The sequence below is a fragment of the Aquitalea sp. USM4 genome, from assembly GCF_004328945.1.
Taxonomy (GTDB): Bacteria; Pseudomonadota; Gammaproteobacteria; order Burkholderiales; family Chromobacteriaceae; genus Aquitalea; species Aquitalea pelogenes.
In genome coordinates this window covers 994246-1018274 of record NZ_CP029539.1, presented here as the reverse complement: position 1 = coordinate 1018274, position 24029 = coordinate 994246, and the positions used below count along the sequence as shown (strand labels likewise).

The 24029-nt window shown below is 59.6% G+C and carries 25 protein-coding genes; 21 read left to right on the top strand and 4 right to left on the bottom strand.

The annotated features are described in order from the left end of the window. Positions 1-15 precede the first annotated feature (15 nt). The 17 genes from DKK66_RS04800 (at position 16) to DKK66_RS04720 (ending at position 18115) form a co-directional block, all read left to right on the top strand. Positions 16-756, top strand: coding sequence for an S-methyl-5'-thioinosine phosphorylase (locus DKK66_RS04800; protein ID WP_045846799.1), 741 nt, complete (start codon positions 16-18; stop codon positions 754-756). Positions 757-800: 44 nt separating this feature from the next. Next, entirely contained in the window at positions 801-2216 is a 1416-nt protein-coding gene (locus tag DKK66_RS04795; protein WP_131355954.1) for a class I adenylate-forming enzyme family protein, read from the top strand. Further along, positions 2213-3595 (top strand): aldehyde dehydrogenase, encoded by a 1383-nt coding sequence (locus tag DKK66_RS04790; RefSeq protein ID WP_131355951.1) that lies wholly within the window; start codon positions 2213-2215, stop codon positions 3593-3595. The genes DKK66_RS04795 and DKK66_RS04790 overlap by 4 nt, the downstream gene beginning before the upstream one ends. An 89-nt stretch (positions 3596-3684) precedes the next feature. Further along, entirely contained in the window at positions 3685-4797 is a 1113-nt protein-coding gene (locus tag DKK66_RS04785; protein ID WP_131355947.1) for a radical SAM protein, read from the top strand. Between the two features lie 8 nt (positions 4798-4805). Beyond that, positions 4806-5294 carry an acyltransferase gene (locus tag DKK66_RS04780; protein ID WP_045846803.1) on the top strand — a complete coding sequence of 163 codons (489 nt, stop codon included), beginning with the start codon at positions 4806-4808 and terminating at the stop codon, positions 5292-5294. Positions 5295-5334: 40 nt separating this feature from the next. Continuing rightward, positions 5335-5562, top strand: a complete 228-nt coding sequence (locus DKK66_RS04775) for a hypothetical protein (RefSeq protein ID WP_131355944.1) — start codon at positions 5335-5337, stop codon at positions 5560-5562. A 94-nt stretch (positions 5563-5656) separates the two neighbouring features. Then, on the top strand, positions 5657-6805 hold the full coding sequence (gene rffA / locus DKK66_RS04770) for a dTDP-4-amino-4,6-dideoxygalactose transaminase (RefSeq protein WP_131355941.1): 1149 nt from the start codon (positions 5657-5659) through the stop codon (positions 6803-6805). A gap of 32 nt (positions 6806-6837) precedes the next feature. Continuing rightward, entirely contained in the window at positions 6838-11718 is a 4881-nt protein-coding gene (locus DKK66_RS04765) for a glycosyltransferase (protein ID WP_131355938.1), read from the top strand. A gap of 90 nt (positions 11719-11808) precedes the next feature. Further along, complete coding sequence (locus DKK66_RS04760) at positions 11809-12651, top strand: flagellin (RefSeq protein ID WP_062786505.1); 843 nt, start codon at positions 11809-11811, stop codon at positions 12649-12651. Between the two features lie 78 nt (positions 12652-12729). Beyond that, a complete protein-coding gene (locus DKK66_RS04755; RefSeq protein ID WP_131355935.1) occupies positions 12730-13155 on the top strand; it encodes a flagellar protein FlaG in 426 nt (141 codons plus the stop codon). 37 nt (positions 13156-13192) lie between these two features. Then, a complete protein-coding gene (gene fliD / locus DKK66_RS04750; protein ID WP_131355932.1) occupies positions 13193-14551 on the top strand; it encodes a flagellar filament capping protein FliD in 1359 nt (452 codons plus the stop codon). 24 nt (positions 14552-14575) lie between these two features. Beyond that, the gene (gene fliS / locus DKK66_RS04745) at positions 14576-15004 is read left to right on the top strand and encodes a flagellar export chaperone FliS (RefSeq protein ID WP_062786496.1); all 429 of its coding nucleotides are present in this window, start codon (positions 14576-14578) and stop codon (positions 15002-15004) included. A 20-nt stretch (positions 15005-15024) separates the two neighbouring features. Then, a complete protein-coding gene (locus tag DKK66_RS04740; RefSeq protein WP_131355929.1) occupies positions 15025-15339 on the top strand; it encodes a hypothetical protein in 315 nt (104 codons plus the stop codon). Positions 15340-15406: 67 nt separating this feature from the next. Then, a complete protein-coding gene (locus DKK66_RS04735) occupies positions 15407-15763 on the top strand; it encodes a DUF2802 domain-containing protein (RefSeq protein WP_045846812.1) in 357 nt (118 codons plus the stop codon). After that, positions 15760-16815, top strand: a complete 1056-nt coding sequence (locus DKK66_RS04730; RefSeq protein ID WP_131355926.1) for a flagellar hook-length control protein FliK — start codon at positions 15760-15762, stop codon at positions 16813-16815. The genes DKK66_RS04735 and DKK66_RS04730 overlap by 4 nt, the downstream gene beginning before the upstream one ends. Continuing rightward, positions 16793-17125 carry an EscU/YscU/HrcU family type III secretion system export apparatus switch protein gene (locus DKK66_RS04725; protein ID WP_131355923.1) on the top strand — a complete coding sequence of 111 codons (333 nt, stop codon included), beginning with the start codon at positions 16793-16795 and terminating at the stop codon, positions 17123-17125. The genes DKK66_RS04730 and DKK66_RS04725 overlap by 23 nt, the downstream gene beginning before the upstream one ends. A gap of 123 nt (positions 17126-17248) precedes the next feature. Further along, entirely contained in the window at positions 17249-18115 is an 867-nt protein-coding gene (locus tag DKK66_RS04720) for an NAD(P)-dependent oxidoreductase (RefSeq protein WP_131355920.1), read from the top strand. A 43-nt stretch (positions 18116-18158) separates the two neighbouring features. Here DKK66_RS04720 and DKK66_RS04715 read toward each other — a convergent pair whose 3' ends face one another. After that, positions 18159-18452: a DUF1272 domain-containing protein gene (locus DKK66_RS04715; protein ID WP_045846826.1), complete on the bottom strand. Its 294-nt coding sequence runs from the start codon at positions 18450-18452 to the stop codon at positions 18159-18161. 264 nt (positions 18453-18716) lie between these two features. Here DKK66_RS04715 and DKK66_RS04710 point away from each other — a divergent pair, with 264 nt between their 5' ends. After that, complete coding sequence (locus DKK66_RS04710; RefSeq protein WP_131355917.1) at positions 18717-18956, top strand: hypothetical protein; 240 nt, start codon at positions 18717-18719, stop codon at positions 18954-18956. On the opposite strand, the gene DKK66_RS04705 is transcribed toward DKK66_RS04710, so the two are convergent. The 3 genes from DKK66_RS04705 to DKK66_RS04695 all read right to left on the bottom strand — a co-directional run bounded on the left by DKK66_RS04705 (position 18940) and on the right by DKK66_RS04695 (position 21266). Next, complete coding sequence (locus DKK66_RS04705; RefSeq protein WP_131355914.1) at positions 18940-19473, bottom strand: hypothetical protein; 534 nt, start codon at positions 19471-19473, stop codon at positions 18940-18942. The two genes, DKK66_RS04710 and DKK66_RS04705, sit on opposite strands and share 17 nt — an antisense overlap. 127 nt (positions 19474-19600) lie before the next feature. After that, positions 19601-20233, bottom strand: coding sequence for a hypothetical protein (locus DKK66_RS04700; RefSeq protein ID WP_131355911.1), 633 nt, complete (start codon positions 20231-20233; stop codon positions 19601-19603). 166 nt (positions 20234-20399) lie between these two features. Continuing rightward, positions 20400-21266: a YicC/YloC family endoribonuclease gene (locus DKK66_RS04695; RefSeq protein WP_045846818.1), complete on the bottom strand. Its 867-nt coding sequence runs from the start codon at positions 21264-21266 to the stop codon at positions 20400-20402. Positions 21267-21367: 101 nt separating this feature from the next. On the opposite strand from DKK66_RS04695, the gene DKK66_RS04690 reads away from it, so the two are divergent. The 3 genes from DKK66_RS04690 to rph all read left to right on the top strand — a co-directional run bounded on the left by DKK66_RS04690 (position 21368) and on the right by rph (position 24013). Continuing rightward, entirely contained in the window at positions 21368-22336 is a 969-nt protein-coding gene (locus DKK66_RS04690) for a serine/threonine-protein kinase (RefSeq protein WP_131355908.1), read from the top strand. 10 nt (positions 22337-22346) lie between these two features. Further along, a complete protein-coding gene (locus DKK66_RS04685) occupies positions 22347-23219 on the top strand; it encodes a PP2C family serine/threonine-protein phosphatase (RefSeq protein ID WP_045846820.1) in 873 nt (290 codons plus the stop codon). 77 nt (positions 23220-23296) lie between these two features. Further along, complete coding sequence (gene rph / locus DKK66_RS04680) at positions 23297-24013, top strand: ribonuclease PH (RefSeq protein ID WP_131355906.1); 717 nt, start codon at positions 23297-23299, stop codon at positions 24011-24013. Positions 24014-24029 lie beyond the last annotated feature (16 nt).

Below are 24029 nucleotides of genomic sequence, written 5' to 3'. Positions count from 1 at the left end.
AAGGGGGGACCGACTATGTTGGCCATCATCGGAGGCAGCGGCCTGGCCAAGCTGCCCTTACTGGAAGTAACCCATCGTCAGGTGGTGCGAACACCCTATGGCGACCCGTCCTGCGCACTGACATTCGGCCATATCGGCCAGCAAAATGTGGTGTTCATTGCCCGTCACGGTCACGGTCACTCGCTGGCCCCGCACGAAATCAATTACCGCGCCAATATCTGGGCGCTGCACAACCAGGGCGTCAAGGGCATCCTGTCCATCGGCTCGGTCGGTGGCATCCGCGCCGACATGGGGCCTGGCACCCTGGTGGTGCCGGACAACATCATCGACTACAGCTGGGGCCGCAAGCACACCTTTTTTGATGGCCCGGAGCGGCCGGTCGTGCATGTCGACTTCAGCAATCCTTACGACGATGCATTGCGTAACAAGCTGATTGCCGCCGTCAATGCCAGCGGCAAACCGGCGGTGAATCAGGGCGTGTATGCCTGCACCCAGGGCCCGCGGCTGGAAACCGCAGCGGAAATCCTCAGGTTGGAGCGGGATGGTGCCGATATTGTCGGCATGACCGGCATGCCGGAGGCCTGCCTCGCCCGTGAAATGAACCTGCCTTATGTCCATCTGTGCCTGGTGGTGAACTGGGCGGCAGGCAAGGGCGGCAGTGCCACGGTGAATTTCGACCCGGCCACGGCCGAAGCCGGCATGAATGATGTCACTGCCGTGCTGCTGGCCTTGTTGTCTGCCAATACCCCGGCCTGAATCCGGCCCGGCTTTGCTGGCACGGCCTAGATATGGAGAAGGTAATGTCTTCGGTTCGATATGATTTCTTTGATGCCATTTTCGCGCCGCGGCGCGAGCAGCCGCTGATTCTGCATGACGGCGTCAGTGTCAGCTATGGTGAGTTTCTTGACCGGGCCATCCGCCTGCTGAACCACTTGGTGCAGCAAGGTGCCCGCCATGGCGACCGTATCGTCATCGGGCTGGAAAACCGGCCGGAGTACCTGGAACTGATGCTGGCGCTGGCGCTCGGTGGCATGACTGCCTGCCCGGTGGACCCGGACATTACCGTCGCCCAGCTCAACAAGACCCGCCAGGTGGTCAGTGCTGCGATGAGCATCACCTCCTACGACCAGCTGGCCTATTCACTGGACAACAGTCTGCCGGACTGCGTGGCACAGGGGGATATGGACCAGCCATTCCTGGTGGTGTTTTCCTCCGGCACCACCGGCGCGCCCAAAGGCATTGTGCAATCGCTGGGCAATTTCTTTGCCGCTGCGGGGGCATTTGCCAGTGCGGTGGGGCAGCAGCCCGGGCAGATCACCCTGCACAACTGGCCGATGTTTTATAACGCCGGTCTGTTCAACCTGTTTGCCTGCCCCCTGATGAGTGGTGGTTGCATTGCGGTTTGCCCGCGCTTTAGTGCCAAATCCATGGGCGGCTTCTGGGAGGATGTGGCGCGTCATCAGCCAGACTATCTCTACCTGTCCCCCACCATGGCCGCCTCCTTGAGCAAGACCTACAAGTTCTTCAAGGCTGATCTGGCGCCCTTGCAACGCGCCAGCGTCATTTCCACCAGCTCCATTCTTTATCCGGCCATCAAGGACGAGTTTCTTAAGGTGTGTGGTGTGGAAATCCGCCCTTGCTTCGGCATTACCGAACTGGGTGGCTCGTTTACCATCGGTCACGGCCAGAGTGCTCCTTTCTCGGTAGGGCAGGTCATGGCGGGGGTCAGCGTCAGCATCGACAGTCAGGCTGATGGAGAACTGCTGGTGCAGTCGCCTTACATGGCGCTGGGCTATCTGGGGGCAGACGGCCATATCGAACCCTTCGATCGCAGCCAGCCTTTCCGCACCGGGGACCTGGGCCATCTGGAAGCAAATGAACTGTTTGTCTCCGGCCGTCGCAAAGACTCCATCAAGAAGGGTGGCGAGCTGATCAATCTCTCCGAAATCGAAGACATGGTCCATGCGGCGGACCTGTGCGAAGAGTGTTATGCGGTGGGCAAGCCGGACCTGTTCTGGGGTGAAACCTACGATGTGTTTTTCATTCCGCGCGCCGATGGCAATGCCGAAGCCATTCGTGACGCACTGATTCGTCTGTTCAATGGCGCGCTGCCACAGGTGCAGCGGCCGGATCAGGTGCGGGCGGTGGACAGCATTCCGCGTACCGCTTCGGGCAAGCCCATCAAGCGGCTGATCAGCTATCAGGCGGTGCAATGACACAAATGCTGTTGACTCACGACCCGCGTACCGGCACTGCCGTTGCACGCCATGCCTGCACCGATGCCACGCAGATTGACCAGATATGCCAGCGTGCCCGGCAGGCATTTTTCCAGCACTGGCGTACCCTGCCTGCCGTCAGGCGTAGCGAGGCCCTGCTGAGTGTCGCCCGCCACCTGCGCGAGCAACTGGAAGCCTTTGCCGCCGCCGAAGCGGCCGATACCGGCAAGTCGCTGGCCACCGCCCGTGGCGAGGTGGCCGGTGCTGCCGGACTGTGGGAATATGCCGCCGCCCTGGCGCGTGTGGAGCATACCGAAACCCTGGGCAGTGCCACCGGTAGCGGACTGGCCCTGACACTGCGCGAGCCGATGGGGGTGGTGGGGCTGATTGTGCCGTGGAATTACCCGCTGATCACCACCGCCGAGCGCATGCCCTTTGCGCTGGCCGCCGGTTGCTGCGTCATTCTCAAGCCCAGTGAACTGGCGGTCGGCTCGCTGGCCCTGCTGGTCGCCCATTTGCAGCAGAACCCCTTGTTTCCTGCCGATGTGGTGCAGGTGGTGTACGGCGTGGGCAAGGAAGCCGGTCAGGCACTCACCCGTCACCCGGCGGTCGACATGATTGCCTTTGTCGGCTCCACCGCTACCGGCCGTGCCATCGAAACCGCCGCGGCAAGCTGTGGCAAGCGGGTGACGGCCGAGCTGGGTGGCAACAACCAGGTGCTGGTGTATCCCGATGCTGACCTGGCCGCAGCGGCGGACGGCGTGATTGCCGGGGCTTTGCGCAATGGCGGACAAGCCTGCATTGCCGGCACCCATGTGCTGGTGGACCCGGCAGTGGCCGATGAATTTGTCAGCCAGCTGCAGCAGGCCTTGCAGCGTCGTTTTCCTGCCTGCAGCGGCGATGCCGTGCCCGAGGGATTGCAGCCCATGATCACCCTGGCACACAAGCAGCGCATTCAGTCGCTGGTGCAAGCCGGTCTGGCACAGGGGGGCGTCGCCTTGCCCGGCTCCCGGCTGGATGGCCCCGGCCATTTCCTCGGCCCGGTGCTGATCGACCATGTGGCACCGGACTCTGCCTTGCGTGAGCAGGAGCTGTTCGGCCCGGTCATCACCATTTGTCGTGTCGCTGCCAGTCAATTTAATGCCATTGTTGCCGATAACCAGTATGGGCTGGCCGTCTATGTCTGGACGGCGGCAAGCAGCACGGCCTTGCAGGCGGTCCGGCAGTTAAGAGTCGGACGGATCTGGGTCAATGCCGATCCGGAATTCTGGCTGCCGGAGTTGCCGGTGGGCGGTTTTGCCGATTCCGGCGTAGGGCGCGAAGGGGGCATCCGGGCGCTGGATACCTACTCCCTGCCCAAGGCTGCCATCATTTACTGAACAAACATCCCGCGTGCCATGCACGGGGGACATTTACCCGGTGTGAGCGGGCTGCAAGCCAGCACAGCGGGTCATCAAGGAGTGAGTCCATGGGTCAGATATCCCGTCCGCTTTCGCTGGTCGAAAAGCTGAAGCAGGAGTCGGTACAGGAGTTCATCAACAAATTCCTGTGGAACAAAAGCAATAGCGCACCGTTTGTGGTGGAACTGGACCCCACGACGGCGTGCAATCTGGCTTGCCATGACTGCATCAGTGCCAATTTGCTCAACCAGGGCGGTATCGATAACGAACGCCTGCTGCGCCTGGCTGAGGAATTCGCCCAGCACGGCGTGCGTGCCGTGGTGTTGATTGGCGGCGGTGAGCCGATGGCGCATCCCAAATTCGGTGCGCTGGTAGAGTCCCTCTATCAGGCAGGTATCAAGGTGGGCGTCACCACCAACGGCACCCTGATGCCACGCTACATGGACCAGTGCATCAACATGACCAGCTGGTTGCGGGTGTCGGTGGATGCCGGCAGCGAAGAGGTGTTTGCCGAATTCCGCCCCCATGCCAGCGGCAAGTCACAGTTCAATCTGGTGATCGACAACATGCGGCAGATGGCCACCAGCAAGAAGGGTCTGCTGGGTTATTCCTTCCTGCTGTTATCCAAGTTCAATCCGGACGGCAGCCTGCACCGTACCAATGCGGTCGACATCGAAAAAGCCGCGCAACTGGCCAAGGACATCGGTTGCGACTATTTCGAAGTCAAACCCGCATTCGACATGATGCACTTCCTGCAGCAGCAGGACCTGTCGGTGGTGGATCTGGTCAATCGCAACCTCAAGGCCATTCACGAACTGGCAGATGACAATTTCAAGATCATCGCGCCATTCACGCTGGAAGAAGCCCTGCGCGGGGTCGGCACCCAGATCAAGCCCTACAACCGCTGCCTGACCGCCGAGCTGCGCACCGTCATCACCCCCAGTGGTGCCTATGTTTGCCCTTATCATCGCGGCAACCTCAACATGCGCATCGGCGACATTGCCAAGGTGTCGCTGGAAGAGCTGTGGCAGGGCGATCGGCGCAAGACGGTGATGAACCGGGTGGACCCGGCGCGTCACTGCACCTTCCATTGCATCCGCCACGAATCCAACCTGCTGCTCGAACGCATGGCCGCCGGTGAGGTGGTGGATAGCGTGTCCGATTTCGACCTGTTCATCTAAGCCTGCCCATGGAATTGCTCAGTCGCGAAGAACTGCTGGCCATTGGCTTTCATACCGTAGGCGAAGGCGTGCGGGTATCACGCCGTGCCGTGTTTTATGTTATTGACGGCCATATCGGCGATGGTGCGCGCATCGACGACTTTGCCATCCTCACCGGCCGGGTGGACATCGGCCCGCGTACCCATATTTCCCCATTCTGCTTTCTGGGCGGTACCGGAGGGCGCATCGTGCTGGAGGAGGGCGTCGGTTTCTCCACCCATGTCAGCGTATTCACCAAGAGCGACGACTACCAGCAGCAGGCGGATGGCCCGCGCAACAAGGTGGAAGGTGATGTGCTGATCGGCGCGCACACCATCTTTGGTGCGCAGTGCGTCATCCTCCCCGGTGCCGTGGTCGGGCGTCATTGCTCCATCGGCGTGGGCTGCGTGATCAAGGACCAGGTGGCTGATGGCGGGCGCTATGTCAGCATGGGCATCCGCTCGGTACAACTACCCTGAGCCAGCAGACCGGTCTGCTGTGCTTGCAAGGAAAAAAAAGATGGAAGAAATACGCAACTGGATAAGCGATTACCTGCGTGCCGAAGGCAAGACTGATCTGCAAGCAGACCTGCCCCTGTTCGAACAGATCGACTCCTTCAGTGTGGTGGGTTTCCTGATGGCGGTCGAAGAGCGTTTCAGCTGCTTTGAGGACATTACCGCCCAAGCGCTCAGTGGCTTGACGCTGGATGAAATGGCCACGCTGCTGGCTAGTTATCAACGGACGTAATGGCAGATTTGCCTGATTTATTCCGGCAGGCTGGTGTGATGGCTTGCTGTATTATGCACAAATCATGTTCAGGCATTGACCGGAAAGTGGCGGCATGAATCTTCCGCGTATCCCGTTTGGCAAACCTTTCATTGTTGGCAAAGAGCTGTTTTACATCGCTCAGGCGGTGATGAGCAGTTCCATCGCCGGGGACGGTGTTTACAGTCGCAAATGCCAGCATTGGCTGGAGGAGCATCTGGGCACGCCCAAGGCCCTGCTGACCCACTCCTGCACCGCTGCGCTGGAGATGGCGGCCATCCTGGCAGACATCGGCCCGGGTGATGAAGTCATCATGCCGTCCTTCACCTTTGTATCCACTGCCAATGCATTTGTGCTGCGCGGTGGTATTCCGGTGTTCATCGATATCCGGCCAGATACGCTCAATCTGGATGAAACTCTGGTCGAGGCCGCCATTACCCCGCGTACCAAGGCCGTTGTTGCCGTGCACTATGCCGGCCAGCCGTGCGCCATGGAGGCGCTCAAGGACATCTGCCAGCGCCATGGCCTGTTGCTGATCGAAGATGCGGCTCAGGCCATTCTGGCCCAGTCCGAAGGGCGTTCGCTCGGGACCATCGGCGACCTGGGCTGCCTGAGCTTTCATGAAACCAAGAACATCATTTGTGGCGAGGGCGGGGCATTGCTGATCAATAATCCGGCCTTGATCGACCGGGCAGAAGTGATCTGGCAAAAGGGTACCAACCGCAAGGCATTCTTCCGTGGTGAAGTAGACAAATACACCTGGGTGGACATCGGTTCTTCCTTTCTGCCCAGCGAATTGAGTGCGGCCTTCCTGTATGCCCAGCTGGAGCAGGCCAGGCGCATCAATGCCCACCGCCGCGCGCTCTACGGCAAATACCTGAGCCTGCTGGAGCCGCTGGCCGCTCGCGGTTTGTTCCGTCTGCCGCTGTCACCGGGTAATCGCCCGGAAAACGGCCACATCTTTTACCTGTTATGCAGCAGCATGGAAGAGCGTACCGCGCTGATCCGGCATTTGCAGCAAGCAAACATCGCCGCCGTATTCCACTACGTCCCCTTGCATGACTCTCCGGCCGGGCAGCGCTTTGCCCGCACCAGCGGCGCATTGCCGGTGACCGAGGCGCTTTCTGGCCAGTTGCTGCGCCTGCCCCTGTATTCCGAGATGACCATGGAGCAGGTCCGGCGTGTCTGCCTGGCGATCCAGGACTTCTATCTCGCACGTGCTTAAGTCGTTCACATCCATTTCTTTTCGAGGCCAGTATGTCTCAAACCCTGTCCGCAACTGTTCAACACGCCAACGCACCCTATTACATCTATGCGCCACCGTACCGTGAAACCTCCGGTGGTGTGCGTGCGCTCTACCATTTGTGCCACTGGCTGAACGAAGCAGGGCAGGACGCCTATGTCATGCACCAGGATGCCAGCCATGGACTGAATACACAGGTGCTGACACAGGAAATCTATCAGGCGCATCGTGAAGCAGGACGAGAGCCGGTGGTCATCTATCCGGAAATCATCCGTGGCAATCCGCTGCAGGCCCGTCATGTGGTGCGCTACCTGCTGAATTATCCCGGCCGGCTGTCTAACACGCCGCTGGACAAGCTGGGCTGGGCGGCCAGTGACATGGTGTATACCCACGGCTGGGATATCGTACCGGATGGCTGGTCGGCTACCTTGCTGCAAGTACCGCTGATTGATACCCGGGTGTACAACGCTGATGGAGTTGGCCAGCGTCATGGCAAGCTGGTGTGGCTGCATCGCTTTCTGGAAAAGGGCGGCGTACCTGGCGACGTGGTGGCGGATGCCACTGAAATCTCCTTCCGCGGCAAGATTCGCAGCGCCAGGGAATTGGCCGAGCTGTATCGCCAGGCCGAGCTGTTTTACACCTACGAGCACACCACCGGTTGCTTCGAGGCACTGCTCTGCGGTTGCCCGGTAGTCTATCTGCCCAACCCGCTCACCCTGGAAAAGCCGCTGCACAGCTACCTGGGGGATGACGGCGTAGCCTGGGGAGATAGCCCGGAAGCCATTGCCCATGCCAAGGCGACGGTACACAAGGTGCGTGCCCATTACGACGCCATCCATGAGGATTTCCTGCGCGAATTACAAGACTTCATCACCAGCACCCAGGGACGGGTGCAGGCCAAGTCCTATGCCAATGTTGCAGTCCAGTTGGCCATTGGCAAATCCGGACGCACCGAGCGCCAGTTGCCCGCACCCACGCTCATGCCAGAAGCGCCGGCCTTGCCCAAGCAGCGTTTGCGGGTAGGGGTCCTGTCCGGTGACTTCCTGGATGGTGCCTGCATGCGCCTGCGCCTGCACGATGCCTTCACGCTGCTGTCGCCGTGGATTGATACCGCCTACTTCCCGGGCAACTCGGCCTATGCCTGCCGTCGGGAGGAATTTGACATCGACACCATGGTGCAATGGGCCGATGTCTTCATCATCCAGCGCGGCATTCTGAGCGAACGCAATATCGATTTTCTCAACAAGTGTTTTGCCAGCGGCAAAACCATGATTTTCGAAGCGGACGACTGGTTGCCCGGCATGCCGGCCTCGCACCGCCAGTTCTACGAATTCGACCCTTACGGCCTGCTGCGTTTCTGGCGTGACAAACTGCACCTGTTTGCCGCAGTCAGCGCCAGCACCGAACCGCTGGCAGTACGGCTGCGTGAGCTGAACCCGAATGTCCACCTCATTCCGAATGCCTTGTCGGCCAGCCGTTACGCCGGCCTGCAACGCAGCCTCAAGGGGCCGGATGCACCCATTACCATCGGTTTTGCCGGCACATCCACCCACGCCGACGACATGAAGGTCATCGGCCAGGCCTTGCTTAACATCCAGCAGAAATACGCCCATCTGGTGCAGTTTGTGTTCTGGGGTTGCAGCCTGCATGGCCTGGAGGGGGCGGCCAACGTCAAGGTGGTCGGCAAGTCGGTCACTTATGTTGAATACATGAAGGAACTGAACCGGCTGGAAATCGACATCGGTATCGCACCGCTGGAAGACACCGTGTTCAACGAGTCCAAGTCGGACCTCAAATGGCTGGAGTACACCGCAGTTGGTGCCGCCTGCGTGCTCAGCGACGTACCTGCGTATCGCGAGGCCAAGGCACTGGGGCTGGCCGAAGTGGTTGGCAACGATACCGCCAGCTGGGATGCCGCGCTGTCACGGCTGATTGATGACGCCGAGCACCGGCGCAAGCTGCAACAAGCCTCGCAAGAGTACCTGCTGCGCTACGCCACACTGGAAAGCCAGGCCTACCGCTGGGTGGACCTGCTGCGCGAAGTGTTGCCCACGCCCTTGCTCGAACCCCTGGCTGGCTATCATCCCGATCAGCATGGCGTGGTGGAAAGCCAGCGCCTGCAACTGATGTGGCCCAATACTTATCGCGCCTGGCAAAACTGGGACAAATTGCATCAGCTGCGTGAAATCGATGCCGAAATGATGGCCGAACGCATGTTGATGCAGTGGCAGCAGCGGCCGCAGTTCCTGATGCTGATGACCATCCGCGCCAGCGAAGCCGAGCTGCTGGCCAATACCATCGACGCCCTGCAGCAGCAGCTGTACAAAAACTGGAAGCTGATTGTCATTGCCGACTGGGACATGCCGGACCCCATTTTCAGCCAGAACGACACCCTGGGCTGGCTGCAGCTGGACACGCTGGATGACCCGCAGCTGTTCACCATGGCGCTCAACGGTTTGCTGGGCGAAGTGCCGGCTGACTGGGTAATGCTGCTGCCGGCCGGCGCCATGCCTGCCCCACAGCTGTTCTTGCGCATGGGTGACACCATTCACGCCCAGTCGCAAGCACTGGCCATTTACACCGACCATGACAGCTATACCCAGCCTGAGTGCCGTGTACTGCCACAACTGAAGCCGGACTTCTCGCTGGATTACCTGCGGGCGCAGGATTATGTCGGTGCCGCCGTGGCGCTGTCCTATCAGGGGCTGGCCAGTCTGGGCGGTTTCGAAGCCTACCCGGCTTGCGAAAGCTGGAACCATCTGCTGCGTCTGGCCGAAAACTTCGGCCTGAACGTGGTGCAGCATATCGACGAGGTACTGATGCACCTGCCAGCCGAACCCTTGGGTGTGCAGCATCAGCGCGAGGCTGCGCGTCAGGTGGCACTGGAAAATCACCTGCAGCGTCTGGGGATTGCTGCCAGTGTGGTCAACGGCTATGCCGACAACACCCTGCATGTGGAATACCAGGTCAGCGGCACGCCACTGGTCTCTGTCATCATCCCCACCCGGGACAAGATGGAATACCTGCAGCCATGCGTGGAAAGCCTGTTTGCCCGCACCGGCTATCGTCATTTCGAATTGCTGATCGTCGACAATGGCTCGCAAGACCCGGATACCTTCCGCTTCTACCAGGACTTGCAGCAGGATTACCCGGAGCAGGTCCGCATCATCGATTACCCGCAGCCCTTCAATTTCTCCGCCCAGTGCAATCTGGGGGTGGAACAGGCGCGTGGTGAATACATTGTCCTGCTCAATAACGACACCGAAATCATCCAGCCGGAATGGCTGGAGCGGATGATAGGCATTGCCCAGCGTCCGGAGGTGGGTGCCGTGGGCATCCGGCTGGTGTATCCGGAAAGCGGCAGCATCCAGCATGCCGGTATTGTGCTGGGCTTGCCCGGAGGTGTGCTGTCGGTGGCCGACCACGTGTTTGAAAAGTCGGAACTGGACACGCCGGGCTATATGAATCGCCTGCTGACCGAGCAGAATTACTCCGCTGTCACCGCTGCCTGCCTGATGGTCTCGCGCGAGAAGTACCAGGCAGTCGGCGGCTTTGATGCCGAGCAGCTCACCGTGCTGTTCAACGACGTGGACTTCTGCCTCAAGCTGCAACAGCAGGGCTTGCTGAACGTGTTCACACCCTATATCACCATGGTGCACCACCATGCCAAGAGTATCGGCAAGCTCACTTATGAGCCTGCGGTTGCCCTGGCCGCCGCCGTGCGCGAACAGCAAGAGCTGTCGGTGGTGCTCAAGCGCTGGCTGCCACAGCTGGCGCGTGACCCGGCCTACAACCGACACCTGACTTTCCGTACCAAGGACATGGCGTTCGAGCCGACACGGGATGTGAACTGGCTGCCGCACCAGGCTGGCCGTTACAAGGTGCTGGGCCTGCCCATTCCGGGTGGCAGCGGCGAGTACCGGGTTTCCTTGCCTTTCCATGCCCTGCAAGAAGGCGGGCGGCTGGATGTCGCCATGATCTCGCCCGAGAAAGGTGCCGCGCCGCTGCTGTCGGTGGTGGAGATGGCACGTTTCAACCCGGACGCCTTGCTGATTCACACCATGCTGACCGATGGCATTTTGCATGCCGTGAAGCAATACCGTGAATTCATGCCGGACCTGCGTCTGGTATTCGGTCTGGATGACCTGGTAGGCGCACTGCCGGAGAAGAGCATTCTCAACCGGGTATGGCGCAAGACCATGCCTGATGCCCGCCCGCGTCTGCGTGCCATGCTCAAGCATTTTGACACCCTGGTGGTGTCTACCGAGCCACTGGCCGACGCCTGCCGCGACATGATTGCAGATATCCGCGTGGTGCCTAACCGCCTGGCACGGCATATGTGGGGCAAGGTTTCTTCATTGCGTGGGCAAGGGAAAAAGCCGCGGGTAGGCTGGGTGGGGGCCCAGCAGCATCAGGGCGACCTGTCGCTGATCATCGATGTGGTCAAGCAAACGGCAGATGAAGTCGAATGGGTATTCATGGGCATGTGCCTGCCGGAAATGCGGCCATACATCGCGGAAGAACATCCTTGCGTGTCTTTCCAGGAATATCCGGAAAAAATGGCCAGCCTGAATCTGGACCTGGCCATTGCACCGCTGGAAGTCAATCCGTTCAACGAGTCCAAGAGCAATCTGCGCTTGCTGGAATACGGTGTGATGCGCTGGCCGGTCATCTGCACCGATATCTATCCGTATCGCACCAATGACGCACCGGTGTGCCGCGTGCCCAATACCACCGAGGCGTGGGTCGAGGCCATCCGCAGCCGTGTGCATGATCTGGATAGCGCCTATCGGGAAGGGGATGCCCTGCGTGCCTGGGTGGACCGGCATTACTGGATCGAAGACCACCTGGATGACTGGCAGCATGCACTTTCCGGGCAAGTTGTAAAAAAATAATCATCCCGGTACTAAAGTTTGCCAACGGGGGGTCGATAACTAGTCAAGGCCCACACAGTCGCCCCCCCGAATGCTCTAAGGAGAATCATCATGGCACTTACCGTCAACACCAATATTGCGTCGCTCACCGCGCAGAACAACCTGAGCAACTCCAGCACCTCGCTGAATTTGTCCTTGCAACGCCTGTCCTCCGGTCTGCGCGTAAACAGTGCCAAGGATGATGCTGCCGGTCTGGCCATTTCCCAGACCCTGACCTCCGCCATTCGCGGTAACAACCAGGCCATCCGTAACGCCAACGACGGTATTTCCGTAGGCCAGACGGCTGAAGGCGCGCTGGGCCAGATTGCCAACAACCTGCAACGTATCCGTGAAATCGCCACCCAGTCCTCCAACGGCTCGGTTAGCGATACCAACCGTTCGCAGCTGCAAAAAGAAGTTGACCAGCTGACCCAGGAAATTTCGCGTATCGTACAAACCACCCAGTTCAACGGCACCTCGCTGCTGTCTGGTGGTAACACGCTGACTTTCCAGGTGGGTTCGTCCGGTTCGACCGACAACACCGTATCGGTATCGGCATCTGACCTGACCACCCAGTTGTCCTCGTACAACTCTTCGCTGACCAACAGCGCGACCATCAACGTGTTGAGCCAGACCGGTGCCCAGGCCCAGCTGTCGGCTCTGGACGCTGACATCGGTACCGTATCGAACATCCGTTCCACCTTCGGTGCCGTACAAAACCGTTTTGACGCTGTGGTTGCCAACCTGCAAAACTACGTAACCAACCTGACCGCAGCCAACAGCCGTATCGTGGACGTGGACTTCGCGTCGGAAACTGCCAACCTGACCAAGAACCAGATTCTGCAACAGGCCGGTACTTCCATCCTGAAACAGGCTAACTCCCTGTCCCAGTCCGCCCTGACTCTGCTGCAGTAAGCTACAGTAATAGCCTAAGCTGAAGAGCCGGCCTCGGTCAGCATGCTGACCGGGGCCGTTTGTCCGGGAGTCGTTGCCATGCAAATATCATCTACGAACAACCCTGTCCTTCCGCTGACGGCTACGCCGACGGCGCGTCAGCAAAACCAGCTGACTCAGGGCAACACGGCTGATGCCACCGCCAGCTCGGTCACACCCAATACCCCGGGTGGCGTAGTTGCCGTAGGCCAGAGCCAGGCACAAAATGCCACCAATGACGGAACTCAGAAGAAAAAGCCGGATCCACTGGAATTGCAGAATTCAGTCAAGCAACTGAACGATGTGGCCAAGCTGTATTCCAGCCAGCTGGAGTTCTCGGTCGACAAGGAAACCAACATCCAGGTCGTCAAGGTGGTGGATCAGGAGACGCATCAGGTCATCAGGCAGATCCCGTCTGAAGATGCAATCCGCATTGCCAAGGCGATTGACGATTTCAAGGGCTTGCTGCTCAAGGACAAGGCCTGAGTCCGGCAGCGCTCGCATGCAAGGGAGGTAATGCCAGATGGCTTCAATCACGACTAGTGTCGGCACGCTGGATGTCCAGTCTATCGTCAGCCAGCTGATGACCATTGAGCAGCAGCCTTTGCAAGCCAGCCAGCAGCGCTCCAGCAAATACAATACCCAACTGAGTTCGATCGGTCAGATCAGTTCCGCACTGTCCGCCTTGCAAAGTTCGGCCAGCAAGATGTCCACCGGTGCCTTCCTGCAGCAGTTCAAGGCTGGCTCCACCGACACCAGCATTGCCACCGTCACCACCACAACTGGTGGTACGGCCGGCAGCTATGCCTTGAACGTGACGCAGCTGGCCAAGTCGCGCCAACTGGTGTTCGACCAGTTTGGCGGCAGTGCCATTACCGACCCCAAGGCCACCTTGAGTGGAGCACCAACCTCGCTGACGCTAACGGTGGGTGGCAACAGCACGGTGATCAACCTGACACCAAGCGCCAGCGATACGGTCAGCCTGCAATCCATTTCCGACCGCATCAACCAGAGCGGTGCCGGGGTCAGTGCCTCGGTGGTTCAGAACAATGGCCAGTACAAACTGGTACTGGCTTCGACCAATTCCGGCAGTGACAATGCCTTCACCATCAGCGCCGGCGGGACCGATTCGGGCAGCACGTCCGGTTCCACCTTGCTTGGGCTGACGCAAAGCACCACAGCGGCCAGCGAATCTGCCGCAGCATCGGATGCCTTGCTCACCGTCAACGGGGTCAGCGTATCCTCGGGCAGCAACCACCTGACCAATGTCATCTCCGGTGCCAATGTGGACATCACCAAACTGGGTCAGTCCACCATTACCATGACCTCGGACAGCAGCGGCATCACCAGTTCGCTGCAAAGTTTTGTCGACGCCTACAATCAGGTGAAATCTGCGGTAGACTCTGCACGTTCCGGCAGTCTGAAGGCCAATGCCTCGGTGCTGGCCATCCAGCAAAAGCTCACCAGCATCCTGAGTACCCCGGTGGCTGGTGTGGATGCCACCACATCCTATGCCTACTTGGCACAGGCGGGCATTGCCATCCAGAAAGATGGCACGCTCAAGCTGGACCAGACAGCCTTTAACAAGGCGCTCAGTGCCAATCCTACTGCGGTGGCCAACCTGTTCGGCAATACCAGCAGTACCGGTTTTGGTGATCGGCTCAGTGCTGCGGTGAATGATCTGCTAGGCCCGAAAGGGGTGATAGAAACCAGCAAGACATCCATCAACAGCCTGATCACGTCGGAAACCAGTTTGCAAACCAATCTGAGTGCCAAATTGACCGCACGCCAGACCATGTATACCCAGCAATACACAGCGTTGAACGCCGTATTGTCGAAAATGCAGCAATCGACCAGCAATCTGGCCAACCTGCTGGCCTAGGACAGCTTAGAACGGTAAATAAACATGCTGAACTCCAAAATGCTCAAGCAGTTCAACAAGGCATATGAAGACGATGCCCTGAAAGCTGCCGTTTACGGTGCCAGCCCGGTGGGCCTGGTGGTGTTGCTCTATGAAGGTGCCATCAAGGCCATCAACCAGGCGGGTTATGCCATTGAAGCCCAGCGTTATGATGAAAAGGCGCGCCTGGTTTCCAAAACCATCGACATCATTGATGGCCTGCGCGAGTCGCTGGATTTGCAGCAAGGCAGCGATGCCGCCAATAATCTGAACGACCTGTACATCTACATGAAGCAGCGTCTGAGCATTGCCAACCTCAAGAATGACCTGGAAATCCTGGCCGAAGTCCGCCGGCTGCTGGAAACCATCCTGCCGGCCTGGCAAGAGCTGAACCGTTCCGGCATGTCCGCAGGTGCGGCCAGTAATGCCTACTGATGCCACACGGAACCCAGGACATGCATACGCAGACCCGGTCTGAGCAAATCGGCACCATGTTGCAAACGCTGTCACAAGCGCTGGCAGCCTGTGATGCACGCGATTTCGAGCTGGTGATTCGTCTGGCCGAACAGCAAGAAGCCGAACTGGCTGCTTTCATGTCTTCCCGCAGCGATCTGGCCCAGCTTGCCCAGTCTGAAAAGCTGCAACTGGAACAGGTCATTGCCCAGCGTCAGGTCGTGCAGCAACGCATCAGCGAATGGATTGCGCAGATGCGGGAGGAAATGCAGACAGTCAGTCAGAACAGCCGATTGCTCAAGACCTATACATCGTAATGAGCGGCTTGGGTTACGGCCGGTTTCACCATACACTTAGAAAAAGTGCTGCGTGAGGGGTCCTATCATGTCCGGTTCGCTCTTTTTCTATATCGTCGTGGTCTTGCTGCTGGGTTTGTGCACAGTCTGCGGCTATCTGTATTGGCGCTTGCAGTTGCTGGAAAACCGTCGCGATAGCCTGACGGCCATGTATCTGGATCAGCAGCAGCAGCAAATCAGCACTTTGCAGCGCGATTTGTCACGCCTGATGGCGCGGCTGGAACAGCAATCGCGCAGCGAGCCTGCCAGCCTCAGCCCTTACAACCAGGCTATCGAGATGATCAAGCAAGGCATTCCCGCCTCCGAGGTAGCCAGCCAGTGTGGCATTTCACGCAGTGAGGCCGAGTTGATCATTTCCCTCTACCGGAACAATTCCACCTCATGATTCCATCCCTGCCCACCACCGCTGCTACAGGAACCCTTGCGCCGCAAACGGTCTCTTCGGTACGCCTGCTGCTGGAGGGCGGACGGGCACTGCTGGATGCCAGTGTTGTACCTGCCAAGCTCCCCCCGCTGATGCTGGGCGAGCAGGTCAGTGCCCAGGTGGTGGACAGCAAGGATAATGGCCAGCAGCTGTCGGTACTGATCAAGAACAGCCTGTTCAACCTGATCGTGCCGCAAGGCATGACGGTAAGCGGCAACAACCTGTCGCTCAAGGTGGCCACGCTGGCCCCGACCCTCAGCTTTGCCTTGCAGGAGCAAACAAGCGAGGCAGCACAGGACGGCTCGGTTGAAGTGCAGCTCAGCCCGGCATCCAAATACCTGACCGGCATGCTGCAAACCAGCAAGCCCGGTTTGCCGGCGACAGACCTGAGTCTGGACGTTGCCAAACAGCAACCTGCCGAGACAGCGCAAATCCTCAAGAACAACGTCAGCCAGAGCGGCCTGTTTTATGAATCGCACCTCAAGGAATGGCTGGACGGGAGGCATAACCTGTCCCAGGTGCAGCAGGAACCGCAATCGCGCTTGCTCAGCAAGCTCAATGAGGATCTGGCCAGCCACGACAGCCGCAGTAACACCGCCAGTGCCAGCAGCCTGAGCCCGCGCACGGTGGCGCCCGAACTGGCCAATCTGGTGCAACGCCAGCTGGACATCGTGGAAAACCAGCAACTGCAACTGAATGGCTATGCCTGGCCTGGCCAGCCCATGCAGCTGCAAATACAACAGGAACACACCAACGAACGTACCGGCAGCCTGGGAGCGGATGAAGTCGGGGTGTGGAGTACCTCCCTGTCGCTCAAGCTGCCAGCCCTGGGTGGTGTGGCGGCGCGTGTGCGCCTGGTGGGGCAGAATGTGCAGGTTTCCTTTGTGGCCGAGGAAGACGAAGCCAGCGGGCTGATCCAGCAACATGCCGAGCAATTGCAAACCGGCATGGCGGCAGCCGGGCTGACCCTGGCCAACCTGGTGGTGAAAAATGGCACAGTCACCCAAGACTGAAGAAGGCCGCAAATCAGCGGTTGCGCTGGCTTACCGCGAAGGTCAGCGCTCGCCGACCGTGGTGGCCAAGGGTTATGGCCAGCTGGCCGAGCGCATCATCGACCGGGCCAAGGATGCCGGCGTGTTTGTGCATGACTCCCCGGAGCTGGTTTCCCTGCTGATGCAGGTGGATCTGGACCGCCACATTCCGGAAGAGCTTTACCGCGCGGTGGCCGAAATCCTGGCTTTTGTTTACTTCCTGGAAAACAAGGCCACCGGTGCCGACTTCGAGTTTGAATCCTGGCTGGCTGGCCGTAAAAGCAAGTCCTGACCATCCCTGTTGCTGAAATCCTCCTCCTCATGCTGGCAGCCCTTGTCGGTCGTCAAAAGCGCTGCCATGCCCCCGGCTTTGCGGTAATCTTATGCTTTCCCCCTGCACACTGCTGGAGTAGATATGAAAGTCGGTTATATCGGGCTGGGCATCATGGGATTGCCCTGTGTTTTGAATCTGCTGAAAGCCGGTCATGCCGTGTCGGTGTGGTCGCGTCAGCAGCAAAAGGCAAACGCCGCACTGGAAGCCGGGGCCACCTGGGCAGACAGCCCGGCGCAGCTTGCCACACAGGTTGATGTACTGATCACCAATGTTTCCGACACCAAGGATGTAGTGCAGGTATTGCTGGGCGAACAAGGCGCGGTGCATGGCGCGGCTGCCGGTCTGGTCTGCGTGGACATGAGCACCATCTCGCCGATCGGTGCGCGCGATATTGCCCGGCAACTGGCCGAGCACGGTGTCGACTTCCTGGATTGCCCGGTGTCCGGCGGTCAGGTGGGAGCGGTCAACGGCACCCTCACCATCATGGTGGGCGGCAAGGCTGCGGCGCTGGACAAGGTTCGCCCGGTACTGGAAGCCATGGGCAAGACCATCACCCACATCGGTGACTCCGGTGCCGGTCAGGTGGCCAAGGCATGCAACCAGATTGCGGTTGGTGTGGGAGTGGCTGCAGTGGCCGAAGTGATGAAGCTGGCCAAGGCCTGCGGGGTGGACCCGGCTCCGGTGCGTGAAGCATTGCTGGGTGGTTTTGCCCAGAGCCGTGTGCTGGATATCCACGGTCAGCGCATGATTGATGACAATTATGTGCCGGGCTTCAAGGCGCACCTGCACCTGAAAGACATGGGCATTGTGCTGGATACCGCGCAACAACTGGGCATCCGTTTGCCCGAGGCCGAGCGTGTGGCCGGCCTGATCGGCCAGCTGGTTGAGCAAGGCGAGGGCGAGCTGGACTCTTCAGCCATTGCCCGGCTGATCTGGCAGCAAAACTGATTGCCTGCCGTGACATCTTGAGCCCGCCACCGTGCGGGCTTTTTTATTCCGGCTGCTGCTGTTGCGCCAGCCACTGCTGATGAGCGGCCACGTCCACCGGGCGATAGCGTCTGGTAGTGGCAGCAGGGTAATGCTGCAAGTCATTGCCATGTCGTGTATCGGTGGCGGGGCGTATCGGGCGTGGTACAAAGTTGCCGCCACAGTTGGGGCAGGCATGCTGTAGCAGTGCCACGCAGTCGGCACAGAAGGTGCACTCAAACGAGCAGATACGGGCCAGTGGCGAGTCGGCGGGCAGCGCGCAGCCGCAATGTTCGCAATTCGGACGTAGTTCCAGCATGGTTGGCTCCCGGGAATGATAGAGGCCAGCTTGCCAGCCCTCTACCCGGCTGCACAGGGCAAATACAGCCATCATCACCGCCGGATCGCGCCATGTTGACGGCCGCAGGCTTGCGTAATGCCAGGATCCGCCACATCAGGCCACCCCACATCAGGCCAAACAGGAACACGCTTGCTGAGGCACAGTGCATGCAGGCCCGGAACGGCGCTCCGCTCTGCCACTCTAACTGCTCATGACCTGATGACAGGTCCGCAGGAGAGCGACATGGATGCCATTGATATCCTCAACCTGATGCGCCAGCACCCGCCAGCCGAGCCGGTCAGCCTGACGTCCATTCCCTTGATGTTGGCGCAGGCATTGGTGGCCATTGCCGGCAAGCTGACGGTGACTGAGCTGCAACGCCTGATTGCCGTTGGCGCTGCACTGTGTGCCCATCAGCAAGACCCGCAGTTTGACAGCGTGGCGGCGGATTTGCTGGTCAAGCAGCTTAGCGAACCGCCTTGAGTGCTTTGGCCGGTTTGCTGGTTTGCGGAGCGGATGCTGCCAAGGGCGTGGCTGCCTGGTCCGGCAGGTATTGCACCACCAGCGCCCGCAGAATGCGATAGCCATTTTCCTGCGGTGTGCCCAGACGTTCATGCCAGGTCATGCTGTCTATCGCGGTGCGCATGCCGCCATGGCTGTTGAGCAGAATGGCGGCCGAGCCGCCAGAGCGCCTGACCTGCTGGGCAAGGGCATGCAGCATGGTGGTGTTGACATAGGCCATGTCGTAATCGCTCACCCGTATCATGCCCATGATGCGGTAACGGTGCGGCGGGTCGCCAGCATCCCAGATTTCCACCCCGTCCACGGTGCGTTTGCTGCCGCCTTCGCCGTCAATGATCTTGCTGCCATTGCGGTATTCGAACATCGTATAGTCGGTCGTGGTGCAGGCGGGCAACAAGGCCGTGCACAGCAGCAGGTAGGCCAGTCTGGCCAGGCGGCAGGGTGAAGGGATGGATGTCGGAAAAGAGAAGTGCAGCATTACAGGCAGGGTCCGCCAGCGAGGCATGAATGATGCCCGCATCTTAACGTGCTCCAGACGCTGGCGTGCCGCGCAGACCGGCGCGAAGAAGTAAATAAATGCAAACCAGGCCGTGCACCGGGCCTGGCTAATCCTGCCAGCAGCGTAACTGGTATTGCTGCATGAAGTCCGGGGCATTGAGCAGTGCTTCGGCAAAGCTGCTGTTGGCAATGATCAGCGCCCCCTGACGCAGGAAGGCCGCCCGTACTTCCAGGGCGATGGGCTGACCGTATTTCTTGAAGCGTATCAGGTATTCGATGTCAAACCCGGCTTCTTTTCCCGCCGGGTGCCTGAAGGTGGCGACGGTGGCCGGATTGTCCCAACCATTGCTGCATTGGCTGATCAGCTGGAACAGGCTTTGCCCGTCAGCCAGCCGGATGTGCCGGGAGAAATACACGGCGGTACGGGCTTCATCCACCCACTGACGTTTTGCATCACCGGCATCACTGGCCAATAAGGGGTTGCGCGGCAAACGCGATTTGCGCACCGCCGGGTCGTCATGGATGAAGCGATGGAACTGGTCGGCTGCCCGGCATTGCTGGCAGCCTTCGGCCTGCAGGAAGCGCTGCTCTGCCGGGGAAACCGCTAACCGGACGGCCTGCCGTGACAGGCTGGGAGCATAGGGCTGATGCCGGTCTGCCGGAATGGTGTCCAGCATGTCGCCATAGCTGCAGCCCGTCATGCTGAGCGCTGCCGCCATCATCAACCATTGTTTCCGCATGATGCCTCCCTGTATGCCAGTGCGCATTCTAAGGGCTGGGGCAGCACGCGTTGCCGGCCTGGCAAGTAAAGAAAGGTAAGGCTGTCGCGCGGAAAACCGCGCAAAAAAGCCCCGGCTGGCGGGGCTTGGCTTGATTCACTGCCAGTGCGTGGCAGCAGACGCTGCTTTACTCGATGTTCTGGATCTGCTCGCGCATCTGCTCGATCAGCACTTTCAGCTCGACGGATGCCTGGGTGGTTTCGGTGGAAACCGACTTGGAACCCAGCGTGTTGGCTTCACGGTTCAGTTCCTGCATCAGGAAATCCAGTCGCTTGCCGGTCTGGCCGCCCGCCTTGAGGATGCGTTTGACTTCGCTCAGGTGGGTGGTCAGGCGGGACAGCTCTTCATCCACGTCAATCTTCTGGGCAAACAGGGCGAATTCCTGCTTGATGCGGTCATCTTCCACATTGCCCAGCGCATCTTGCAGGCGGCTGGACAGCTTGTTCATGTAGGCATCCAGAATCAGGGGCAGCTTGGGCTTGATGGTGGCAATGATGGCTTCCATGGCCGTGACGCGGTCATGCAGGATCTGCTTGAGCTTTTCACCTTCCCGCGCGCGGGAGGCATTGAAGTCCTCCAGGGCGGTGGTCAGGCTTTGCAGGCACAGTTGCTGCAGGACTTCCGGTGCCAGGGTGTTGGTTTTGAGAATGCCTGGCCAGCGCAGCAGCTCGCCCACGGACAGGCCCTTGGCCTGAGGCGCTTGCTGTTCAACCTGGGCGGCCACTTGCAGCAGGCTGGCGAGGAAGTCGCTGTTCAGTTCCAGTGTCGGATTGTCGGCCTCCAGCTGATTGAGACCGACACGACATTCCAGCTTGCCACGGCTGACGCGGGATGCCACCATCTCACGCAGCTGTGGCTCGATGATGCGCAATTCTTCGGGCAGGCGCATCTGGACATCAAGATACCGGTGATTCACTGCACGGACTTCCAGGCTGAGCAAACCGCCGGGAAAGTCTCTGCTGATGGATGCAAAGCCTGTCATACTTAGGATCATTGTGGGCCCCCGCTTGTGGTGTCATTAAAATTCAGAACAGGGCCCGAATTGCTGTGAATGCTCAATTCCGGGCCAACGAACACTATAGCAACTGCCATGTCATGACTCAATCCAGCCAACTGACTGCCTTGCCGGTAGGTTATCGCCTGGCCGAGTACACCATTGTCCGCCAGCTCTCTGTCGGTGGTTTCAGCGTCGTTTACCTGGCGCTGGACGATGCAGACCGCAAATACGCCATCAAGGAATACCTGCCGCGCAACCTGGCCCAGCGGGATGAAGAGGGCATGGTGACGGTTCCGCACGAACTGGACCGTGACGCCTTCAATCTGGGCCTGAAATGCTTTTTTGAAGAAGGCCGTATCCTGGCGGAAATCAACCACAAGAGCGTGGTGCACGTGAGCAATTTTTTCCGTGCCAACCAGACCGTTTACATGGTGATGGAATATGCCGATGGCCGCTCGCTGGGTCGCGAGCTGGAACTGACCGGCGGTCGTCTGGAAGAGCGCCGGATACGCAAATGGTTTGCCGCACTGCTGTCCGGTCTGCGCGAAGTGCATTTGCACCGCCTGCTGCATCTGGACATCAAGCCGGCCAATATCTACCTGCGCCGTAGCGGCTACCCGCTGCTGCTGGACTTCGGCGCGGCCCGGCAAACCCTGTCACGGCGCGACAAGCATTTCGCCTCCATGTACACCCCCGGCTTTGCTGCGCCGGAACAATATGAAAAAGACCAGCCGCTTGGCCCGTGGACCGATATCTACGCCGTCGGAGCCTGCCTGTATGTCTGCATGGGTGGCAGCACCCCGCAGGCTGCCCAGCAGCGCCTGCAAGCGGACAAACTGGTACCGGCCAGCAAGCTGTTTCGCCACTATTATTCCAAAGAGTTGCTCGAATTGACCGACCAATGCCTCAACCTGGCACCGGATGCCCGTCCTTCCACCGTATTGGCCATACAAAAAAGTTTGCTGGATACCAGTTACAGCCAACCCGAACCGATGCCGGAGCCCGCCGTGGCGGCCAAGCGGCTGGTAGGCTGGATCAAGGGCCTGGCCGGCGGCCGTTCTTCCTGAGGAGCATGCGATGAAATTATCCCTGTATCAGGAAAGCCGCATCGGAGGCCGCTCCTACAATCAGGACCGCCAGGTCATTGCCCACTCGCGCGAGGCGGTAATGCTGGTGGTGGCCGATGGCATGGGTGGACACTTGCAAGGCGAGGTGGCCGCACAAATCACCATCGACCTGATGAGCGAGCTGTTTTACCAGCAGGCAACGCCCAGTCTGTCCCATCCCAACCGCTTTCTGGTGAATGCCATCAGCTCCACGCATCAGGCCATTCTGGACTATGCGGCAGATCACCGCCTGCCGGAAATTCCCAGTACCACGGTAGTGGCCGCCATCATCCAGCAGGGCATGTTGCACTGGTGCCATGTGGGCGACTCGCGGCTCTACCTGCTGGACGGCAAGCAGGGCATGCGCTTGCGCTCGCGCGACCACTCACAGGTCCAGCGCCTGATCGACCAGGGCAAGCTGACCGAAGAGGGGGCGCGAACCCATCCTGAGCGCAACAAGATCTACAACTGCCTGGGTGCCACTACCGATCCGGATATCGACATTGGTGAAAAGCAGTTGCTGCAGCCCGGTTGTTCGGTGCTGCTGTGTACTGACGGCCTGTGGTCGCAGATCAGCGATAGCGAGATGGAGAAGGTGTTCATCGGCCGGGCGGTAGGCCAGGTGATGCCGGCCCTGATGAATGTGGCCGAGCGGCGCGCCGGCAGCAATGGCGATAACTTGTCCGCAGTGGCAGTAACCTTGCTGGATGATGGTGCCGAACTGGCGGGCAAGCCCGATACGCTCGATACACTGGTCACGCCGCCGCGTTATGCCGGCCGCCAGATTCTCGACCCCAATCTGGAGCTGATGCATCAGGAAATCCTGGGTAGCAAACCAGACTGAGACCACCTTCCGAATTTTCATCAGACAGGTGATGTCGCAGGAGATCACCTGTTTTTGTTTCATACAGGACACCGAAGATGCGACCTTCTCAACGAAATAACGACGCCTTGCGTACCGTTCGTCTTACCCGCCATTACACCAAGCATGCCGAGGGCTCGGTACTGGTTGAATTCGGCGATACCAAAGTCATTTGCACGGCCAGCGTGGAAGAGTCGGTACCGGGTTTTCTGAAAGGCAAGGGCAAGGGCTGGGTGACGGCGGAATACGGTATGCTGCCACGCTCCACAGGCAGTCGCATGCGGCGCGAATCAGCCGCAGGCAAGCAAAGCGGCCGTACTCAGGAAATCCAGCGTCTGATCGGCCGTTCGCTGCGTGCGGTGGTTGATATGGAAAAACTGGGCGAACGCCAGATCCAGATCGACTGCGACGTCATTCAGGCGGATGGCGGCACCCGTACTGCCAGCATCACCGGTGCTTTTGTCGCACTGCATGATGCCATCAGCTGTCTGATCGCCCAGGGCAAGCTGACACAAAGCCCGCTGCGCGATTTCGTGGCCGCCATTTCCGTGGGCATTCACCAGGGGGAAGTGGTACTGGATCTGGATTATCTGGAAGATTCCGACTGCGAAACCGACATGAATGTGGTGATGACCGGCAATGGCCGCTTTGTCGAAGTGCAAGGCACCGCCGAAGGCGAGCCGTTCAGCGAGGAAGAAATGGCCGCCATGATGCGCCTGGCCAAAAAAGGCATCAGCGAACTGATCGCCCTGCAACGACAGGCGCTCGACCTGTAAGCCAGTAACAGACGCT

Bases quoted from the DNA above. Each gene is read 5' to 3' on its own strand.
- DKK66_RS04800 (WP_045846799.1), top strand. From the start codon at position 16: ATGTTGGCCATCATCGGAGGCAGCGGCCTGGCCAAGCTGCCCTTACTG.
- DKK66_RS04795 (WP_131355954.1), top strand. From the start codon at position 801: ATGTCTTCGGTTCGATATGATTTCTTTGATGCCATTTTCGCGCCGCGG.
- DKK66_RS04790 (WP_131355951.1), top strand. From the start codon at position 2,213: ATGACACAAATGCTGTTGACTCACGACCCGCGTACCGGCACTGCCGTT.
- DKK66_RS04785 (WP_131355947.1), top strand. From the start codon at position 3,685: ATGGGTCAGATATCCCGTCCGCTTTCGCTGGTCGAAAAGCTGAAGCAG.
- DKK66_RS04780 (WP_045846803.1), top strand. From the start codon at position 4,806: ATGGAATTGCTCAGTCGCGAAGAACTGCTGGCCATTGGCTTTCATACC.
- DKK66_RS04775 (WP_131355944.1), top strand. From the start codon at position 5,335: ATGGAAGAAATACGCAACTGGATAAGCGATTACCTGCGTGCCGAAGGC.
- rffA (WP_131355941.1), top strand. From the start codon at position 5,657: ATGAATCTTCCGCGTATCCCGTTTGGCAAACCTTTCATTGTTGGCAAA.
- DKK66_RS04765 (WP_131355938.1), top strand. From the start codon at position 6,838: ATGTCTCAAACCCTGTCCGCAACTGTTCAACACGCCAACGCACCCTAT.
- DKK66_RS04760 (WP_062786505.1), top strand. From the start codon at position 11,809: ATGGCACTTACCGTCAACACCAATATTGCGTCGCTCACCGCGCAGAAC.
- DKK66_RS04755 (WP_131355935.1), top strand. From the start codon at position 12,730: ATGCAAATATCATCTACGAACAACCCTGTCCTTCCGCTGACGGCTACG.
- fliD (WP_131355932.1), top strand. From the start codon at position 13,193: ATGGCTTCAATCACGACTAGTGTCGGCACGCTGGATGTCCAGTCTATC.
- fliS (WP_062786496.1), top strand. From the start codon at position 14,576: ATGCTGAACTCCAAAATGCTCAAGCAGTTCAACAAGGCATATGAAGAC.
- DKK66_RS04740 (WP_131355929.1), top strand. From the start codon at position 15,025: ATGCATACGCAGACCCGGTCTGAGCAAATCGGCACCATGTTGCAAACG.
- DKK66_RS04735 (WP_045846812.1), top strand. From the start codon at position 15,407: ATGTCCGGTTCGCTCTTTTTCTATATCGTCGTGGTCTTGCTGCTGGGT.
- DKK66_RS04730 (WP_131355926.1), top strand. From the start codon at position 15,760: ATGATTCCATCCCTGCCCACCACCGCTGCTACAGGAACCCTTGCGCCG.
- DKK66_RS04725 (WP_131355923.1), top strand. From the start codon at position 16,793: ATGGCACAGTCACCCAAGACTGAAGAAGGCCGCAAATCAGCGGTTGCG.
- DKK66_RS04720 (WP_131355920.1), top strand. From the start codon at position 17,249: ATGAAAGTCGGTTATATCGGGCTGGGCATCATGGGATTGCCCTGTGTT.
- DKK66_RS04715 (WP_045846826.1), bottom strand. From the start codon at position 18,452: ATGCTGGAACTACGTCCGAATTGCGAACATTGCGGCTGCGCGCTGCCC.
- DKK66_RS04710 (WP_131355917.1), top strand. From the start codon at position 18,717: ATGGATGCCATTGATATCCTCAACCTGATGCGCCAGCACCCGCCAGCC.
- DKK66_RS04705 (WP_131355914.1), bottom strand. From the start codon at position 19,473: ATGCTGCACTTCTCTTTTCCGACATCCATCCCTTCACCCTGCCGCCTG.
- DKK66_RS04700 (WP_131355911.1), bottom strand. From the start codon at position 20,233: ATGCGGAAACAATGGTTGATGATGGCGGCAGCGCTCAGCATGACGGGC.
- DKK66_RS04695 (WP_045846818.1), bottom strand. From the start codon at position 21,266: ATGATCCTAAGTATGACAGGCTTTGCATCCATCAGCAGAGACTTTCCC.
- DKK66_RS04690 (WP_131355908.1), top strand. From the start codon at position 21,368: ATGACTCAATCCAGCCAACTGACTGCCTTGCCGGTAGGTTATCGCCTG.
- DKK66_RS04685 (WP_045846820.1), top strand. From the start codon at position 22,347: ATGAAATTATCCCTGTATCAGGAAAGCCGCATCGGAGGCCGCTCCTAC.
- rph (WP_131355906.1), top strand. From the start codon at position 23,297: ATGCGACCTTCTCAACGAAATAACGACGCCTTGCGTACCGTTCGTCTT.